The 15,517-nt window shown below is 66.8% G+C and carries 18 protein-coding genes and 1 pseudogene; 9 read left to right on the plus strand and 10 right to left on the minus strand.

Annotated elements, in window-relative coordinates; translation table 11 throughout:
* Positions 1–605, plus strand: a 605-nt coding sequence (locus H5411_RS33535) for a S1C family serine protease (RefSeq protein ID WP_183126140.1), incomplete at its 5' end; no start/stop codon positions are given.
* Between the two features lie 70 nt (positions 606–675).
* On the opposite strand, the gene H5411_RS33540 is transcribed toward H5411_RS33535, so the two are convergent.
* Complete coding sequence (locus H5411_RS33540; RefSeq protein ID WP_098085319.1) at positions 676–1,275, minus strand: methyltransferase domain-containing protein; 600 nt, start codon at positions 1,273–1,275, stop codon at positions 676–678.
* A gap of 398 nt (positions 1,276–1,673) precedes the next feature.
* Here H5411_RS33540 and H5411_RS33545 point away from each other — a divergent pair, with 398 nt between their 5' ends.
* Positions 1,674–2,189 carry an NUDIX domain-containing protein gene (locus H5411_RS33545; RefSeq protein WP_269467510.1) on the plus strand — a complete coding sequence of 172 codons (516 nt, stop codon included), beginning with the start codon at positions 1,674–1,676 and terminating at the stop codon, positions 2,187–2,189.
* A gap of 20 nt (positions 2,190–2,209) precedes the next feature.
* Here the strand turns inward: H5411_RS33545 and H5411_RS33550 are convergent, their stop codons facing one another.
* The 9 genes from H5411_RS33550 to H5411_RS33590 all read right to left on the minus strand — a co-directional run bounded on the left by H5411_RS33550 (position 2,210) and on the right by H5411_RS33590 (position 9,387).
* The gene (locus H5411_RS33550) at positions 2,210–2,761 is read right to left on the minus strand and encodes an NUDIX hydrolase (protein WP_098085322.1); all 552 of its coding nucleotides are present in this window, start codon (positions 2,759–2,761) and stop codon (positions 2,210–2,212) included.
* Positions 2,758–3,597: a class I SAM-dependent methyltransferase gene (locus H5411_RS33555; RefSeq protein ID WP_098085325.1), complete on the minus strand. Its 840-nt coding sequence runs from the start codon at positions 3,595–3,597 to the stop codon at positions 2,758–2,760. The genes H5411_RS33550 and H5411_RS33555 overlap by 4 nt, the downstream gene beginning before the upstream one ends.
* Before the next feature lie 66 nt (positions 3,598–3,663).
* On the minus strand, positions 3,664–4,584 hold the full coding sequence (locus H5411_RS33560; RefSeq protein WP_098085328.1) for a DUF2797 domain-containing protein: 921 nt from the start codon (positions 4,582–4,584) through the stop codon (positions 3,664–3,666).
* Between the two features lie 31 nt (positions 4,585–4,615).
* A complete protein-coding gene (locus tag H5411_RS33565) occupies positions 4,616–5,311 on the minus strand; it encodes a dTMP kinase (RefSeq protein ID WP_098087045.1) in 696 nt (231 codons plus the stop codon).
* A gap of 19 nt (positions 5,312–5,330) precedes the next feature.
* Entirely contained in the window at positions 5,331–6,398 is a 1,068-nt protein-coding gene (locus H5411_RS33570) for a hypothetical protein (RefSeq protein WP_199542608.1), read from the minus strand.
* Positions 6,398–7,213, minus strand: coding sequence for a hypothetical protein (locus H5411_RS33575; RefSeq protein WP_110341284.1), 816 nt, complete (start codon positions 7,211–7,213; stop codon positions 6,398–6,400). Before H5411_RS33575 ends, H5411_RS33570 begins: the two co-directional genes overlap by 1 nt.
* Positions 7,213–7,839, minus strand: a complete 627-nt coding sequence (gene folE / locus H5411_RS33580; RefSeq protein ID WP_199542610.1) for a GTP cyclohydrolase I — start codon at positions 7,837–7,839, stop codon at positions 7,213–7,215. Before folE ends, H5411_RS33575 begins: the two co-directional genes overlap by 1 nt.
* A gap of 157 nt (positions 7,840–7,996) precedes the next feature.
* Positions 7,997–8,701 carry a 7-carboxy-7-deazaguanine synthase QueE gene (locus H5411_RS33585; RefSeq protein WP_205215108.1) on the minus strand — a complete coding sequence of 235 codons (705 nt, stop codon included), beginning with the start codon at positions 8,699–8,701 and terminating at the stop codon, positions 7,997–7,999.
* On the minus strand, positions 8,698–9,387 hold the full coding sequence (locus H5411_RS33590; RefSeq protein ID WP_110341286.1) for a 6-pyruvoyl trahydropterin synthase family protein: 690 nt from the start codon (positions 9,385–9,387) through the stop codon (positions 8,698–8,700). The genes H5411_RS33585 and H5411_RS33590 overlap by 4 nt, the downstream gene beginning before the upstream one ends.
* Positions 9,388–9,661: 274 nt before the next feature.
* Between H5411_RS33590 and H5411_RS33595 the strand changes: the two genes are divergently transcribed.
* From H5411_RS33595 to H5411_RS33620, 7 genes and pseudogenes are all read left to right on the plus strand, one after another.
* Entirely contained in the window at positions 9,662–10,195 is a 534-nt protein-coding gene (locus H5411_RS33595) for a GntR family transcriptional regulator (RefSeq protein ID WP_110341288.1), read from the plus strand.
* 30 nt (positions 10,196–10,225) lie between these two features.
* The gene (locus H5411_RS33600) at positions 10,226–10,954 is read left to right on the plus strand and encodes a GntR family transcriptional regulator (RefSeq protein WP_110341290.1); all 729 of its coding nucleotides are present in this window, start codon (positions 10,226–10,228) and stop codon (positions 10,952–10,954) included.
* 466 nt (positions 10,955–11,420) lie between these two features.
* Entirely contained in the window at positions 11,421–12,752 is a 1,332-nt protein-coding gene (locus H5411_RS33605) for a helix-turn-helix domain-containing protein (RefSeq protein WP_233520027.1), read from the plus strand.
* A 14-nt stretch (positions 12,753–12,766) separates the two neighbouring features.
* The gene (locus H5411_RS33610) at positions 12,767–13,126 is read left to right on the plus strand and encodes a hypothetical protein (RefSeq protein WP_110341576.1); all 360 of its coding nucleotides are present in this window, start codon (positions 12,767–12,769) and stop codon (positions 13,124–13,126) included.
* An 80-nt stretch (positions 13,127–13,206) separates the two neighbouring features.
* A pseudogene (locus H5411_RS48620) lies at positions 13,207–13,389 on the plus strand (helix-turn-helix domain-containing protein); the annotation flags it as partial.
* A gap of 258 nt (positions 13,390–13,647) precedes the next feature.
* Positions 13,648–14,523 carry a hypothetical protein gene (locus tag H5411_RS33615; RefSeq protein ID WP_233520039.1) on the plus strand — a complete coding sequence of 292 codons (876 nt, stop codon included), beginning with the start codon at positions 13,648–13,650 and terminating at the stop codon, positions 14,521–14,523.
* A 1-nt stretch (position 14,524) separates the two neighbouring features.
* Positions 14,525–15,424: a phosphotransferase enzyme family protein gene (locus tag H5411_RS33620; protein ID WP_237338361.1), complete on the plus strand. Its 900-nt coding sequence runs from the start codon at positions 14,525–14,527 to the stop codon at positions 15,422–15,424.
* The last annotated feature ends 93 nt before the right edge of the window (positions 15,425–15,517 follow it).

Consider the following 15,517-nt stretch of genomic DNA (forward strand, 5'->3'; position numbering starts at 1 on the left):
GAGCCCTGGCCATCGGCAGCCCCCTGGGCTTCGAGAACTCGGTCACCGCCGGCATCATCTCCGGGCTGCACCGCGAGATCCCCGGATCCGCCGGCCAAACCCAGTCCCTTGTGGACCTCATTCAAACCGACGCCTCGATCTCCCCCGGCAACTCCGGCGGTGCACTGCTCGACACGCAAGGCCGGGTCGTGGGCATCAACGAGGCATACATCCCACCCGCCGCAGGGGCGGTGTCTCTCGGGTTCGCCATCCCCTCAGCCACCGTCACCGACATCGCCGACCAGCTGCTCACCAAGGGCACCGCGACCCACCCCTACCTCGGGATCTCACTCGGCCGGCTCACCCCCGACATCCAACAAAAACTCGGCGTACACACCGACCACGGCGCACTCGTCCTCGGCATCGACCAAAGCGGTCCCGCCGCCGCCAGCGGCATCCGCACCGGCGACGTCATCACCGAATTCGCCGGCACACCAATCCGCAGCGTCGAGGACCTCCTGGCTGCCCTCCGACACACCCAGCCAGGACAGAAGGTGCCGGCCACCCTCATCCGCGCAGACACATCCCAATCCGTCACCCTGACCATCGGCTCGCGCACCGGCTGAGCACCCTCAGCACCCACGTTAATCGGTCCGAGCGGCGGCTGGGAACGCCACCACCGCCCGACGAAACGGTTCAACACGCTGACTTGACAGGGAAGCGCAGCGGGGCGACCAGCCGTCCTCCGGGCGCGAGCTGTTGCCACCACTGCGCGGGAATGTCCCACGGCGAGACGGTGGCGATCATGCGGTCGTACGGGGCGTGGTCGGGATAGCCGAGCCCACCATCGCCGGTGATCACATGCACGTCGCCGTAGCCGGTGGCGGTCAGGGCCCGCTTGGCTTTCGCGGTGACGTCCGGGTCGATGTCGATCGTGGTCACCAGGTCCGCGCGGCCGGTCAACTGGGCAAGCAGGCAGGCGTTGTAGCCAGTTCCCGCGCCGATTTCCAGGATGCGGTTGCCGGGTTGGACGTGAAGCTGGTCGAGCATCGCCGCGACCAGCCACGGCGCCGACGCGCAGGACAACGACCGGCCATCCTGGAACCGGTGGGTGATCACCGCCTGCCACGGGTCGTAGGCAGTGGCCAGTGGGGCGTCGGGCACGAACTCATGACGTGGTGTGTCCAGCAGGACCCGCGCGACCTCACTGAGCTGCGCGTATCCCGACTTGCGGACCTTGGCGACCATCTCCGCGCGCAGCGACCCCGGCGACACGGTGGTGGTATCGGTGCCCATCGCTTCCCTTCTAGTTCAACGATCAACTATGTGGACGGCCATGGTCAGCATGGCCCGGTTACGACGCATCCAGATATGAGACAGGGCGGACACCCTGGGTTGTTCGGGCAGAAATGCTCTCGACAGAGCGCGCCGCTAAGGCAGCACCTCCCTCTCGGCGCAGCCCGAGGTAGTCAACTGCGAATGGGCCATGTCATCAAGCGCGTTCGGGCAGTGCCGTGGAGGCGCGGTTGAGGCGTCACCAAGCTTGACCTGCATGAATATCGCGACTCGTCGCTGACGATTCCACCATTCGGGGCATCCAACCTCCGGGTCGTTCCTTCACAGGCCAGGACACGGCGGGCCTTGTCCCCCTGCAATGTCCGGGTCGGCTGCGACGTCGGCTTAGGCTGGGTCAGGTGATTGACCAGTTGACCGTGGAAGCGGCGGTCGCGGACGCTCGCCTTGCCGCGATGGAGTTCGATGACGCCCAGACGTGGCTCCACGCCCACCAGTCGCTGCTGAAGCCGCTCGCGGCCGAGGTCTGGGTCACCGACCCGACGTACAGCCACGTCTTGCTGGTACGGCACCGCGTGCGCGGATGGGTGCCGCCTGGCGGCAAGGTCGAGCCAGGCGAGACGCCGCGGGCAGCCGCAGCTCGTGAACTCGTGGAGGAGGCCGGCGTAGCGGGCGAGCTGCTGCCTATGCCGGCCGCGGTGGCTGTCCGCTCCTTCCGCGCCGACTGGGCGCCGACGCTGAGCCTGTCCTACGGCGCCGTCGTCGACCGCGACGTGCCGCTCGGCGGGGAGACTGGGCAGCCATCGAGGTGGGTTGACCTGGACGAGACGTGGGAGAGCGTGTTCCCCGAGGACCGCGAACGTATCCGCGCGTACGTACGCCGATTGGCAGCGGGGAACGTGGTGGGGGCGCGCTGAGACCCGTCGCCGGTGCACGGTCAGAGGACCTTGTCGATCAGACTCAGGATGTCGTCGGGCAGCGTCACCAGTTGGAGCTCGTGCAGGAATCGAACCCACACCGGCTCCAAGCCGGGCTTCGCGGTGAACTGCTCCTCGCTCAGCTGCCCTTCGGCGTAGGCCGCGGTGCGGTGCGCGTGCTGCTGGAGCTGGTCTTGGTGCAGCCATCGGGGTGCGCGCACCTCTTGGGCAGAGGGTCGGATCGGGCCAGAGGTCTGGGCCCGATAGATCCACCACTGATGGCCCACGCGGTCGCTGGTCGGTCGGCGGCAGTGGTTGGGCCGCCATGCGGTCAGCAGCAGGTGAAGTGAGGTGACGGTCAGGCCGACTTCCTCGGCGACCTCAATGCGGGCGGCTTGCTCGGGGCCTCCGTGCTGGTCGACATGACCAGCGACCGGCGCGATCCCCGCAGGGGGCCTCGCGCGTTCGAAGACCAGCAGCCCGTCCGGTGAGGAGATGAGCACGCCGACGGCCGCGTGGTCGCAGTACTTGATCCTGCTGCCGTGGCTACTGGTCGGTGGCGGGGCGGTCAACGTAGTTCCCTGGGTCGCTGTGCGACAACCACGAGCCAGCTCGTCACGGTAGGCGTGTCGGGCGTGGTCAGCGAGTACGCCTTGTCGAGGATGTCCATCCGCTGAGCGTGGGTGAAGTCCCCGTCGGGTCGAGCGAAGACCGGAATCGACAACCACGCCTTCTTCTCGGCCATCGTGCTGCGCTGGGCGACGACCTCGGTGTCGAGCACGGTCAGTCCGGCGACCGACAGGTGGTCGGCAATCGTGTCCAGTGGCAGCTTCGGAGCTGGCTCGGCGGCTGGAGGCGGGGCGTAGCCGTGGTCACGGGCCGCGACCTGACGGATCAAGGTGTTCAGCGAGGGGCCGGTGCGCACATTGGTCTCGTCGGGGTGGCGGACGCCGGCAAAGCCGCCGCCGACGTTGAACACGAACCGGCCGCCGGGTCGTAGGACCTGGTGGACGGCGGCGAACACCTGTGGCACGTCGGTCTTCCAGATCGCGGAGTTGCACACCACCGCGTCTGCCGCGCCGGGAACGTGGCCGACCAGATCTTCGGCTGGTGCGGTGACCCAGCTCAGGCGTGGGTCGGCCAGGGTGCGTCGGCCAACGCGCTGCATGGCAGCGGCGTTGTCCAGGGAGACGACCTGGGCGTCGATCGGCACGAGTTCGAGGATTGCCTCCGCGGTCGCGCCGGCTCCGCCGCAGAGGTCGACCACCAGCCGGCTGTCGGTGAGATCGGCGCGGCGAGCAAGGTCCCGGCTGGTGGCCGAATACATGGGGAAGGCACGGGTGAAGGCGGCGTACGCCTCGGCAGTGGTGTCCTCGTCCCAGCCGAGAAGGGCGTCCAGTGGTGCCATCGCGGGTACCTCGCTTCAGGGCGCAGGCCAGGCTCGTTGCGGACGGACGCGACGAGCCGGGGTCGGTTAGAAGAGGGAGTTCTGGAAGGCGGCGGCGGGCGAGGTGAACGGGCCGAGCGTGATGCGGCGACCCTTGAGGGTGCCGAGGTCGAGCACGTAGTCCACTTCGTCGTCACCGTCCAGGGCGGCCAGCACCTGGGTGCCGACGCACGAGACGACGGTGAAGCCGTGCTCACCGTCGCGCAGATCGTGTGGGTACAGCATCCGTACGCCGTCGGCGACGCGCATTCGGTCGCCTTCGGCAGGAGGAGTCCACGTCTCCAGCATTGCCGGAGTGTTCATCGCTGCGAGCGCGTCCGCGGCGCGGGAGACGTGACGGTCGTGGGTCGCGCTCGCGGTGGACAGGTCGGTCAGATTGGCCAGCGCCTTGAGCTTGGTCGAGGCCCGGATGGTCTGGGGCACCTGCAGGCCGCGGGTGATGGCGTCTTCGAGGTGGCGTACGGCGCGGCCGTCGGCGCTCTTGGTCAGATAGGTCGCGATCAGGGCGCCTTGTTCGTCGAGGCGGGATTGCCTGCGTGGTTCGGCTGCAGTGCCGACCTTGGTGGCGCCGTCGGCGAAGGTGGCGAGGTAGAGCCAGTGCGGCTGGTCCATGTACTGGCGCAGGGCCGCGGGGACGTTGCCGTCCTGGTGGAACTGGTGGGCGAAGCGGAACTCGTCCTGGCGCAAGCACCGAGCGCACTGGTCGCCCTGCTCGGTCGGCGCGCGGTCGGGACACGCGAGGGCCTCGACGCGCACCGTGTCGGCGAACTGGTACCGGCCGGTGCACCACCGGCCGGTACCGACCGCAAAACCGAGTCGCTGGTTCATGATCTCGGCGTAGACCAGCGGCCCGTCGGGCAGCGGGGCCAGCAGCAGCCGGGGATTTCCTGTCGCCCAGGTGATGCCGTGGCACACGTACTCGCCGCCGGTTGGTCGGGTCGCTGGCATGGTGCGTTCCTCGTGATGACTGTTGGCGGGGTCAGATGGCGAGCTGGAGGCGGTCGGCGAGCGCTTCGGCAGCGGTCTTGAAGACCGCGTCGCGGTCCATGTCGGTCACGTCCATCGACAGCCATCCGCCGCGCTGCTCGTGCTCGCGCAGCTTCGCGAGAACGGTGTCCTGGTAGCGGATGAAGTCCTCGTCCGCGCCGCCGGAGTGGCCGGTTTCCAGGGAGCTGAATTCGCCCTTGCGGGCGAGCGCGTCGCGGGCGCTGATGCGCAGGAAGAACACCAGGTCGGGTTCGGTGAGGTGGGCGAAGACCTGCTCGGCCAGGCTGGTGGAGACGTCGGGATTCACCGCGTAGCGAGCGAGGATCTTGTGGTGGGCGTTGTCGAGGATCACGTGGGTTCCGGCGGCGAGGGCGGGCTGGATGACGAGTTTGTCCTGGAGGGTGTACCAGGCGGCCAGCGCCAGCAGCCAGTAGTGATCGCCGCACGCCTGGGCGACGCGCGCGTCGCGGCGATAGACCAATGCGTTGAGCCTGTCGACGTAGGCGGACAACTCGGCGTCCATCGGGACTTCGGTGCTGTGCTTGCCGATCAGGATCGTTTCGTGGCCGGCCTCGTTGAGCGCTTGGTGCAGGCGGGTGGCGAGGGTGGACTTGCCCGCGCCGTCGATGCCGACGACCGTGATCTCGCGCCCGCGCGCAGGGTTGAAAAGTGGTGCTGCGTTCGTCATGTTGGTGCGCTCCAAGGGATCAGATCGGCCGGGCGGCCAGTCGGTTGGCGACGATGTCTTGAATCTGTCTAATTAGGACGGTGCGCCGCCGGACAACGTCGCTGTGACGCTCGTTGGACAAGTCCGCGGGGTAGTGGCGAGCAAGGTTGTTGGAAATGACATGCAGGTAGCCGAAATCGATCCCGGCGTCGCGTGCTGCAACTCCCATAGGGCCGATCTCGGGATCGACGAATGCGTGCTCGGCGTGCTCGGTCAGCCAGTCCCTGTTCTCCAGCAGGATCGAGGGTGACGTGACGTGGATGCCGGTGTGCACGCCTGGTTGGGCGGTGGCGAAGTCGCCGAAGAAGTCAGGCCACGCCACGAGGCTGCCGCCGACGAGGCTTGTGTTTCCGGTAGCCAGCCGCGTGTTGGGCTCGATGTCGGGGTTCAGCGCACCGACTTTGCCGACGTAGACGACGTCGCGGGCACCGAGCTCGGCCAGGCGCGTGACCACGCGTCCGGCGACGTCGCCCCAGATGCTGTGGAGGAACCCGAGGTAGACCACTCGTCGGCCGTGGATCTGAGCGCGTTGCCAGGCGTAGCCGTGCCCGTAGGTCCACGCTCCGTCGGCAGGAGCGAGGTGCGCCAGGCCCCAGCCGACGATCACGAGGTCGCCATCGAGTTCGAGGCCGAGCTTCGCCACCGCCTCGCGGGACAACATCGGGTCGGGCAACTCGTAGGTGACCGTGTCGGCCGGTTTTCCTGTCATGGACAGGTACGTGGCGATGATCAGGGCGTAGTGGTGGACGTAGTCGGCACCGGGGAACGCCTTGACGATGAGGTCACGGCCGTGGACCTCGGCGGTGGGGCGCTCGAAGTTGAACAGCTTGCCGGTCTTCTCGTGCGTGGAGATCACGGCTTCGCGGTCGTAGCCGCCGACGACGTGGATGCTGTCCCAGTCGTGGTCCTGGATGAGGTGGTGGACCTTGATCTGTAGGTAGCGCAGAAGGCGGTCCGGGGCCATCGTGTGCCCGTCCACCGCGATGGGGGACGTCTGCAACGCCGAGCTGGCTCCCGCGGTCGGGATTGTGTTGGCGAGGAGGCTCATCAGGCCGCCTCCGGGATCCGCACGCTACTACCCGCCGCTTCGCGGACGACGGCGATGTTCCGCCGGATCAAGTCGAACCGCTCTTCGGGGATCCGACCCAGATTCTCGATTCGAGGGGTCGGGGGTTTCTCGTAGGGACCGTCGGGCAGCATCTCGATGCCCATCGCGCCGAGGATGACCGGGGCGGCGCCGTCGACCGAGGCGATCCATTCGTGCTCGCGCTGTTCGACGAGTTCCAGGTGCCCGGTGCGGCCGAGGCCGAGCAGCCGATAGACGATCCGGTCCTCGACCATGCCGTGGTCTTCCAGGTACCGGGTGGCCGCCCAGCGGGTGCGGCAGAGCTGGTCTTCGGGCGCGGGACGTCGTGATGCGGGCAGCGCGATCGCTCCGACGTATTCGTTGGAAGCGAAGTAGTCGTAGCAGCGCAGCCACTCTTGATCGTCTGCCGCGTGCAGCACGACGCACAGGCGGAACTCGTCGCTGAGGTCGAGGATCTCGCGAGCGGCTTCGTCGCTGGCCTTGATGGTGGCGAGCCCGTCGCGCATGACGTCCGGGAGGATGATCTCGCGGGCGTCCACGATGTGGGCCGCCGCGATCAGGTCGGCGGCCGGCAGGGCGTGGCCGAGATCGAAGACCCCGTTGTCGACAATGATCTCCGCACCCCGCTGCGCCTCGCGGTGGAAGAACGCGCGGTAGGCAGCGTCGGTCAGAACACGCTGGGCCGCCACGTGGTGGACGCTGGCGGGCTCCTGCGCGACGAAGACGTTCAGGTAGTCGGGCGGGGCGATCGCGGAGAAGGCGATGCTCTTGGCCATCAGGCGACCCTCCACCTGTCCGTGGCGAGGGCGAGGAACTGTTGGGAGAGCACAGGATCACTCTCGAATCGGCCGCGGGCCTGCAGTGTGGTGGTACGAGCTGCCTCCATCCGCACGCCCCGCGCGCTCATGCACAGATGCGTGCCACGAACCGCGACGGCCACGTCGGTACTGCCGATCACGACGGCGATCTCGTCGGCTACCTGCCGGGTGAAGCGCTCCTGCACCTGAAGGCGGCCCGCGTATTGCTGTGCGATTCGACCGAACTTCGACAGGCCCATTACTTCGCCGTCCGGTACGTAACCGATGGCGACGTCCAGGTTCATGGGTAGCAGGTGGTGCTCACACAGCGACCAGACGCTCATGCCGCCGATCACCACCAACTGGCCGCTCAGATGTTGCTCGGGGAAGCAGGTCGGGGCGGCCGACGGCTCCGGGGAGAAGAACCCGCGCCACCACGCGGCGACCCTGGCCGGCGTGTCCGACAGACCCTCCCGTCCAGGGTCCTCGCCGATCGCGGCGAGGAGCTGGCCGACAAGATCGGCAACGCGCTCAGTGTCGACCGGGCCCGGCGACACCAGGTCCTGGCTTTCGCTGGGAGCAAGCCTGTCGAGGGTGTTGGTCACGGACTTCGCCTCGCTTCCGGGAGTGGTGAATGGGTCAAGGACGTCAGCGGCGGCGGCTCCTGATAGCGCCACGGCCCGCAGGTGCGGGGACGACATGCCGGGCGCAGCGACAGTGACCGCGAGCACCGCGATCCAGTGCTCGGTCTGGGAGTCGGTGTCACCGCGCTCCGGTCAGGATGTGCAGGCGGGTGGAGACGTTCCATCCGCGTTCAGTGGCCCGGCCGTAGAGCGCGTCCATGCCGGCCAGAACCTTCTCCTGGGTGGTGCCTTCCGGCATCACCCACACCGGAGCCAGGTGGTGTTCCTCGACGAGCTGGGCGATCTCGTCGAGGTCGCGGTCGGGCTCGGTGACAACGAACTTGAACACTGCGCGGTCTGTCGCGACCAACGCCGAGAGGGCTTCGGGCTTGATGCGGGTGGAGTAGGTCATGCCAGAGTTCGCGAGTTTCGGACTCACCACCCAGAGATCGACCAAGGAGGTGAGTTCCGGTGTGGGTGCGACCGTGCCGTTGGTTTCGACCTGCACCCGGATGTCGGCCAGGCCGCGGGCGAGGGCGGTCATGGCGGGCTGCTGCAACATCGGCTCCCCGCCGGTGATCACCATCATGTCCACGCCGCGCTCGCGCACCCACGACACCAGCTCGGCGACGGGGACTCGGTCGCTGACCTCGACCGGGTTGTACCTGCTCCAGTCCCAGCTCTCCGGGGTGTCGCAGTAGCCGCACCGGAGGTTACAGCGGGAGAATCTGACGAACACGCAGCGCTGCCCTGTCCAGGGGCCTTCGCCCTGGAACGACTCGAACTTCTCCGTGAGAATTGCAGAACCCTCTACCCGTTCGGGAGCCAAGGTCAGCGTGTTCACGAGGCATCGCCTCGTTCCCACAGGCCAGTGGTGGTCCCCGAGTCGACCCGTACGGATACGAGTCGACCGCGGATCTCCGGCTCGACGTTGTCGACGAACCAGCCAGCCAGGTGGGCGACCAGCGCAGGGCCGGCGGCACGTAGCCCCGCGTCGGCGGCAGGGGCCTGGAGGTAAGCCCCGAACGGCTTCAGGTCGCCGAAATCGGTGATGAACCCAACCTCGTCCAGCCCGTCCGCCCCCAGCACCAGCGTGACGTCACCGTGGCCGGTCTTGAAGGTCTTCGAGATCGTGACCTCGCCGGTGACACCGTCACAGCGTGCCGACGTGGTCGCGGTCTCCGAAACAACCATCGCGACGAGCGTGATCGGCACCGCGGACTCAACGTTGTCCCGGAACCACTCGGCAAGGTGAGAAGCGAGAAGCTCGCTCGTCGGGTGGAAGGTGACCTGCTCGTTGAGCAATCGGTGGTCAAACGTCGCGGCCAGATAGTCCCCAAGAGGCGTCAGGTCACCGGGGCCGTCATTGTGCACGAGCGCCGATGCGGTCACCGTGTAGTTGTGGCCGTGGTTGCGGCTGCACTTGTGACTGGCCGGCAACAGTCTCAGCTCATGGCTGGCGCTGAAACCGAACGACTGCGAGATGGTGATCTGGCCGTCCGCCACACACTTCTCCTCAGCGGCCTTCATGTAGCCCTCCTTCGTCGGTCATGCCGAACAGCACTCGGACCGATGTGCGCTGGCGGCGGAACTGCTCGTACCGGCACGAACGACGCAGCGACGGAAAGTCCGGGGGCCGAACCGAGCCGTGACGATCTGTAGTACCTTCGCTACCGGTGAACCTTACTGCGATATCAGAAAGGTAATAAGGTTGAGGTCTCGCTGTCGAGGGCAGCCTTGCTGCCTTACGACTAAGGTCAACGGTGGGAGCACCCCCCACCAGGAGACGCAAGGAGGGCGAGCGATGACCGATGCCGGCCCGTGGACGAGCGTGTCGATGCCGTACGTGAGCGGCCACCGCGGCGACGCCTGGAGCGCCGAGGCGGCAGAGCACGGAGGTACGGGAACCCAGAAGCTGCTGGGTGTGGAGGAGGTGTCCGCCTCCGCGATGGTGGCGGACATGCTCGGCCTGGCTGCAGGCGAGCCGGTGGTCGTGCGGCGCCGCCTCATGCTGTTCAACGACCACCCAGTCGAGCTCGTCGACTCGTACTACCCGGTGAACATCGCTCGGGGCACCCGGCTGGCCGAGCCCCGCAAGATCCCTGGCGGAGCCGTCGCTCTCCTGGCTGACCTCGGACATCGGCCACGCCGCGTACGTGAAGACGTCAGCGCGCGGCTTGCCACGCCGCACGAACGGACCACGCTGGAACTGAACGACCCGTCCTGCGTGCTGCTGCTCGCCCGTGTGCTCCTCACCGGAGACGAACGGCCTGTCGAAGCCAGCCTGATGACGATGGTGGCCGACGGACGACGGCTGCGATACGAGCTGACGCCATGATCGCTCTAACGACGTCTCCAGGAGCCGACTTTGCCTCGCGCCCGTGACAGCCGGCCCCGGCACCAGCAAATCGCAGCGGAACTGCGCGATCTCATCATGCGTGGCGAGCTGAGCCCTGGTACGCAACTGCCGTCCACCGCGCAACTCGTGGAGCGGTACGGCGCAGCGAACGCCACCATCCAGCACGCGCTGAAGGCCCTGAAGGACGAAGGCTTCCTCGACAGCCGTGTCGGCAAAGGCGTCTACGTCCGCGACCGGCAGCCGTTCGTCATCGACGCCTCCGCCTACATCACGCCCGAACCAGGCCGGTTCCGCTACCAGTTGCTCAAGGTCGACAACGTCGTTCCACCGGCGGACATCGTCGCCGGATTGCAGCTGACGCCGGGCGCTACCGCGATCCTCCGCACCAGAATCCTCCTCCACGACGACCAGCCCGTGGAGTTGTCCGCGTCCTACTACCCCTCCGAGATCGCCGACAACAGCAGCCTGGCCAAGGCCGCGAAGATCCGCGGCGGCGCGCCCCAAGCCCTCGCCGACCTCGGGTTTCCTCAGCGGACCTTCGTCGACCGGATTTCGGCACGATCCCCGACGGTGGAGGAAGCCGAGACACTGGACCTTCCAGATGGGACGCCGGTGATCCGGCAGTTGCGTGTCATCTACAGCGACAACGAGCGCCCCGTCGAAGCCTCGGTCCTCATCAAGGGCGCACACCTGTATGAGCTGTTGTACCGCCAGACCGTAGAGACCGAGTTGGGCTAGAGCCACGATGCCAAGGGTTTCGATTTCAGACACGACAACTGCATTGGTGACGATCTCCTCATCGGTCACGCCCTCGAATTACGACTTGGTCCGAGACCTCAATGCGGTGCGTCGAGCGTCCCCGCCAGCACGTCCGCGGGAACGGGAACTCCCCATAGACGTGGAGGGTGGTCTCGTCGCCCGGCATCCCCAGCGGTGCGTTCTGGTGAACGTGCTTCTAGGTACTCGGGCTGCCGCCGAAGACGGAAACTCGCCCAGACCGCAGCGACCCCAGTCAAGTGGGGATGATCAACGACGGCCAGAGCGGAGACGCGGCGCCAATGAGGCGGCAATGAGGCGGCACCCGACTTGACCTGCGCAAACGCCATTTTTACGGCAGTAGTCCGAACGGGTGCTGCTCGCCGAGCGGGTGATCAGGCTTGACCGGTAGCTGGTTATCGTGGCATTGGACCGACGGAGCGAGGTGATGTTCATGGGCGACCGGCGAGAGGCGTTCGCCGCGCGGCGTGAGCTGATGGGCTACACCCAGGAGAGCCTCGCAGCAGCCGTCGGTGTGGAGTTCTCCACCGTCGGCCGGTGGGAACGCGGTGATCTGACGCCGCAGCCGTACCGGCGGCCCCGCATCGCGAAGGCACTCGGTCTCACCCTCGAAGAGCTGGGCACGTTGCTCGCACCGACACCGTCCGGGCCGAACGGCACCTCGGCCGTCGCCCTAGCCCAGATCGCGGGAGCGGATGTCCTCCCTGTTCAGCCAGACCTCGCGGAGACAGACGACATGAACCGTCGCGACCTGCTACGCCTGTTCAGCATGACCGGCGCCTTGCTGGCGTTGCCAGCGGCCGAGTCGGCTGTCTGCGACGCGGAAAGGCTCGCTGCGGCGGCTCGAACTGGTGCCGTGGACTCGACGGCAGTCGCTGAGTTTGAGCAGCTCAACAGCCATCTGTGGCGTGTATATGCCTTCGCATCGACCAAGAGCCAGGTACTTCCCCTGGTCCGCGCCCAGCTCGACGTACTGTCCGAAGGCTTGCGTCGACCACAGTCACCGGCTACCCGGCAGCGACTCTGCGAGTTGTCCGCCGATCTCTTCCAGTTGGCGGGCGAGATCTTCTTCGACGGTGATCGCTACACCGACGCCGCCCACTGCTACACCCTCGCCGCGACAGCGAGCAAAGAAGCCAATACCCCTGACCTCTGGGCCTGCGCGCTGACCAGACACGCCTTCATCGCCGTCTACGAACGCCGGTTCAACGAAGCCGCCCCGATCCTGGAACTGGCTGCAGACCTGGCCCGCCGCGGCAACCCCGGTCTCTCGACTCGGCATTGGATCGCCGTCGTACAGGCCGAGACTTTTGCCGGACTCGGAGACCTCGATGCCTGTCAGCGTGCACTCGACACCGCCGCCGAGGTCCAGCACCTGCAGGAGCCGGTGCACAACGGCGGCTGGCTCCGGTTCGACGGCTCCCGTCTCGCCGAGGAACGCGGCACCTGTTACGTCACCCTTGGTCGCCCTGATCTCGCCGAGGCCGCTTTGACCGACGCACTGGCCGGCAACCTGACCGCTCGGCGAAAAGCAGGCGTCCTCACTGATCTGGCGATGATCGGCGTGCACCGGCGCGATCCCGACCAGATCGTCAACTACGCCTCCGCCGTCCTGGCCACCGCTCGCCAGACGGGCTCTGGAGTCGTCGTGCGCAAGCTGCGTGGCCTACAGCCGCACTTGGCACCCTTGCTCACCAACCAGCAGATCCAACAACTCGATGCTGAGATCAACAGCCTTATCGGCAGCCATGCCGCTTGATGGAGGACAACAGGATGCAGGATGACCGAGGCCGCGTGTTCCGCGAGGCGTGGATCGCTGGAGTCACCAAGCACTACCCCGGCGAGCCCAAGCCCGGATACATCACGCCGTGGGACCAGACCCCGGACTGGGAGCGCGACGCCGCGACCGCTGTATACGACCAGGTCTTCGCCTTCATCAAGGCTACCGATGGCGCCACCGCCAAGCTCACCCGAGACCAGAAAGGCCGTTTCGTCGCGCTGTGCTGGATTGGCCAGATCTTCAAGCACTTCCCCGAGCCGAAGGCGTCCTACGTCGCGGACTGGGACGACTTGCCGGACTGGCAGAGGGCGACGGACATCGACATCTTCGAGCGCATCGAACAGGACGTGTAACCCCTATGCCGGGGCAAGGCAAGCATCGTCTTTAAGCCCAGGCGTAGCGGACGTGTGAGCGGGTGGAGTGAGGTAAACGCGTGGGAAACAGGCGTGAAGCGTTCGCAGCTCGACGCGAGGCGATGGGCTTCACCCAGGAGAGCCTCGCTGCTGCCGTCGGTGTGGAGTTCTCGACCGTTGGCCGGTGGGAGCGCGGTGCCCTGACTCCTCAGCCATGGCGCAGGCCCCGCATCGCGACAGCGCTTGATGTTTCCCTCGATGAATTGGACGCCCTGCTCGGACCGGTCTCGGCTGACGCCCCGACAAGTCCGTCACAGTTGAGCACCGGACAAGAAGTCCCAGGGCAATCCCACGGAACCTCCCTGGCGCTGCCAGGCTCCGCTTCCACTGGCGTGGCCGGATACGACCCGACTGCACATGTTGACGTGGGAGCCAGCCCAGCCGAGTTCCTCAAGCCGTTGACCTTGGACGTGCAGCCTCCTCGGCGTGTCGGGTGGGCCGAGGTCGAGCAGGTAAGGCTGATGACGCGCACGCTGGCCGCCAGCGAGAACCTCTACGGCGGCGGCATGGCCGGTGAGGCAGGACTCGCCCACCTGCGGTGGGCCAGCCGCCTGCTGAGCTCTCAGGCCGGCACCAGCGTCGAAGCAGGGATGTTCGAGGCCGTCGGGAACCTGGCGGGGGTTGTGGCCTTCTCAGCGTTCGACGTCGGAAACCAGGACGCCGCAGCACGATGCTTCCGTTTCGGCCTATGGTGCGCAGAACAGGGCGGGTCGTGGGAACTACGCGCCGCGACGCTCGCCGACATGGCGCGCCAAGCCATCTATTTGGGCAACTTGGACGACGCCCTGTCGTTGATCGAGTTCGCCCAAGTCCGGGCTGACCGGCTGACCGCCACCGCGAGGGCGATGATCGGCGTCGTCCGCGCTCGATTGCTGGCGATGCTGGGCCGCCACGACGAAGCGCGAGCTGAGGTCGACCGCGCCGACGAGCATTTCGTCGGGCGTCAAGCGGAGACGGACCCGCCCTGGCTGATCTACTACGACGAGGCTGAACATGCGGGCAGCAGCGCGCGAGCACTCACTCCACTCGCTATGACCGACAAGCGGCCGGGTGACGCCGCCGGACGCCTCGAAACGGCGATCCGCTTGCACAGCGACGCTTACCCTCGCTCACGGGCATTCTCCAGGACGCGGTTGGCGACTTTGAACATGACGATCGGCGACCCGTGGGAGGCCGTCGACATTGGACGGCAAGCCATCGCCGATGCGCCGATGTTGCACTCGCGGCGGATGAGCGAGGAACTGTCCAAACTGGTACGAGCGTGTGAACCTCACCTGTCAATACCAGAAGTGGCCGAGCTCTCGGACTTCGCGACATCGGCCATGACCAATGTCTGATGTGGACACGAACTTGGTCCTGTCGCGAGATCCACGTGACGTGCTAACGGCAGCGGGCAGGAAGGCCGGCGTATCAACCGCGGAAGCGATGTTGATCCGCGACGGTACGAACGTCATCTACCAGGTGGCCGGTAGGGTCGTCGCTCGTGTGGGCCCTCCGGGCTCGCAGCTCGTGGCCGCCCGTCAAATCCAGGCGTCGCGTTGGCTGGCTGATGCCGGGATCCCCGTCGTGCGTGCCGTCGACGACATCGACCAGCCCACGGTTGTTGGGAATCGGCCCGTCACATGGTGGGTACAGCTTCCTGACCACCGCCACGCCACGCCGGCCGAACTCGGCGCGGTACTGGGGCGCCTTCACGCCCTAGAGGTGCCGGAATCGCCTTCGTTCCCCGTTGTTGACCCCTTCGAAGGGCTACGCGAGTCAATCGACGGCGGAACCATCCTGCCCGAGGATGACCGGGCCTGGCTTCGAGATCTCGCAGGGCAGCTGCACAGTGAGTACTTGGTGCTGGTTCCGGAACTGCCTCGGCGCGTCATCCATGGCGATGCCTGGCAGGGCAACGTTGTTGTCCCCAGGGCAGGCGGCGCCCCCGTGCTGCTGGATCTCGACCATGTCGGGATCGGGCCTCCTGAGTGGGACCTGGTCTCCTTGGCGGTCGATTACACCGACTTCGCCCGGATCACGGAGGTGGACTACCAGGCTTTTGTGGACGCTTACGGCGATTACGACATGACCGCCTGGCCCGGCTACCGCACCCTGGCGACGATCAGAGAACTCCGGTGGACTGCCTTCGTCCTCGGCAAAGCCACAACCAGCCCAGAAGCCGCGGAACAGGTACGCCATCGGGTGGCGTGCCTGAGAGGCGAGATCGAACGGCCGTGGTCGTGGTCCGCCTTCTGAGACCGGAGTACACGTTGACATCACTCTCGGCCGCCAGCCGCGTCGTGCCTCACAAACTCTTGGCCGACCTCCGAGCGGCGCGCGGTCGACAGC

This window comes from Amycolatopsis echigonensis, assembly GCF_014174495.1.
GTDB classification, from domain to species: domain Bacteria; phylum Actinomycetota; class Actinomycetes; order Mycobacteriales; family Pseudonocardiaceae; genus Amycolatopsis; species Amycolatopsis echigonensis.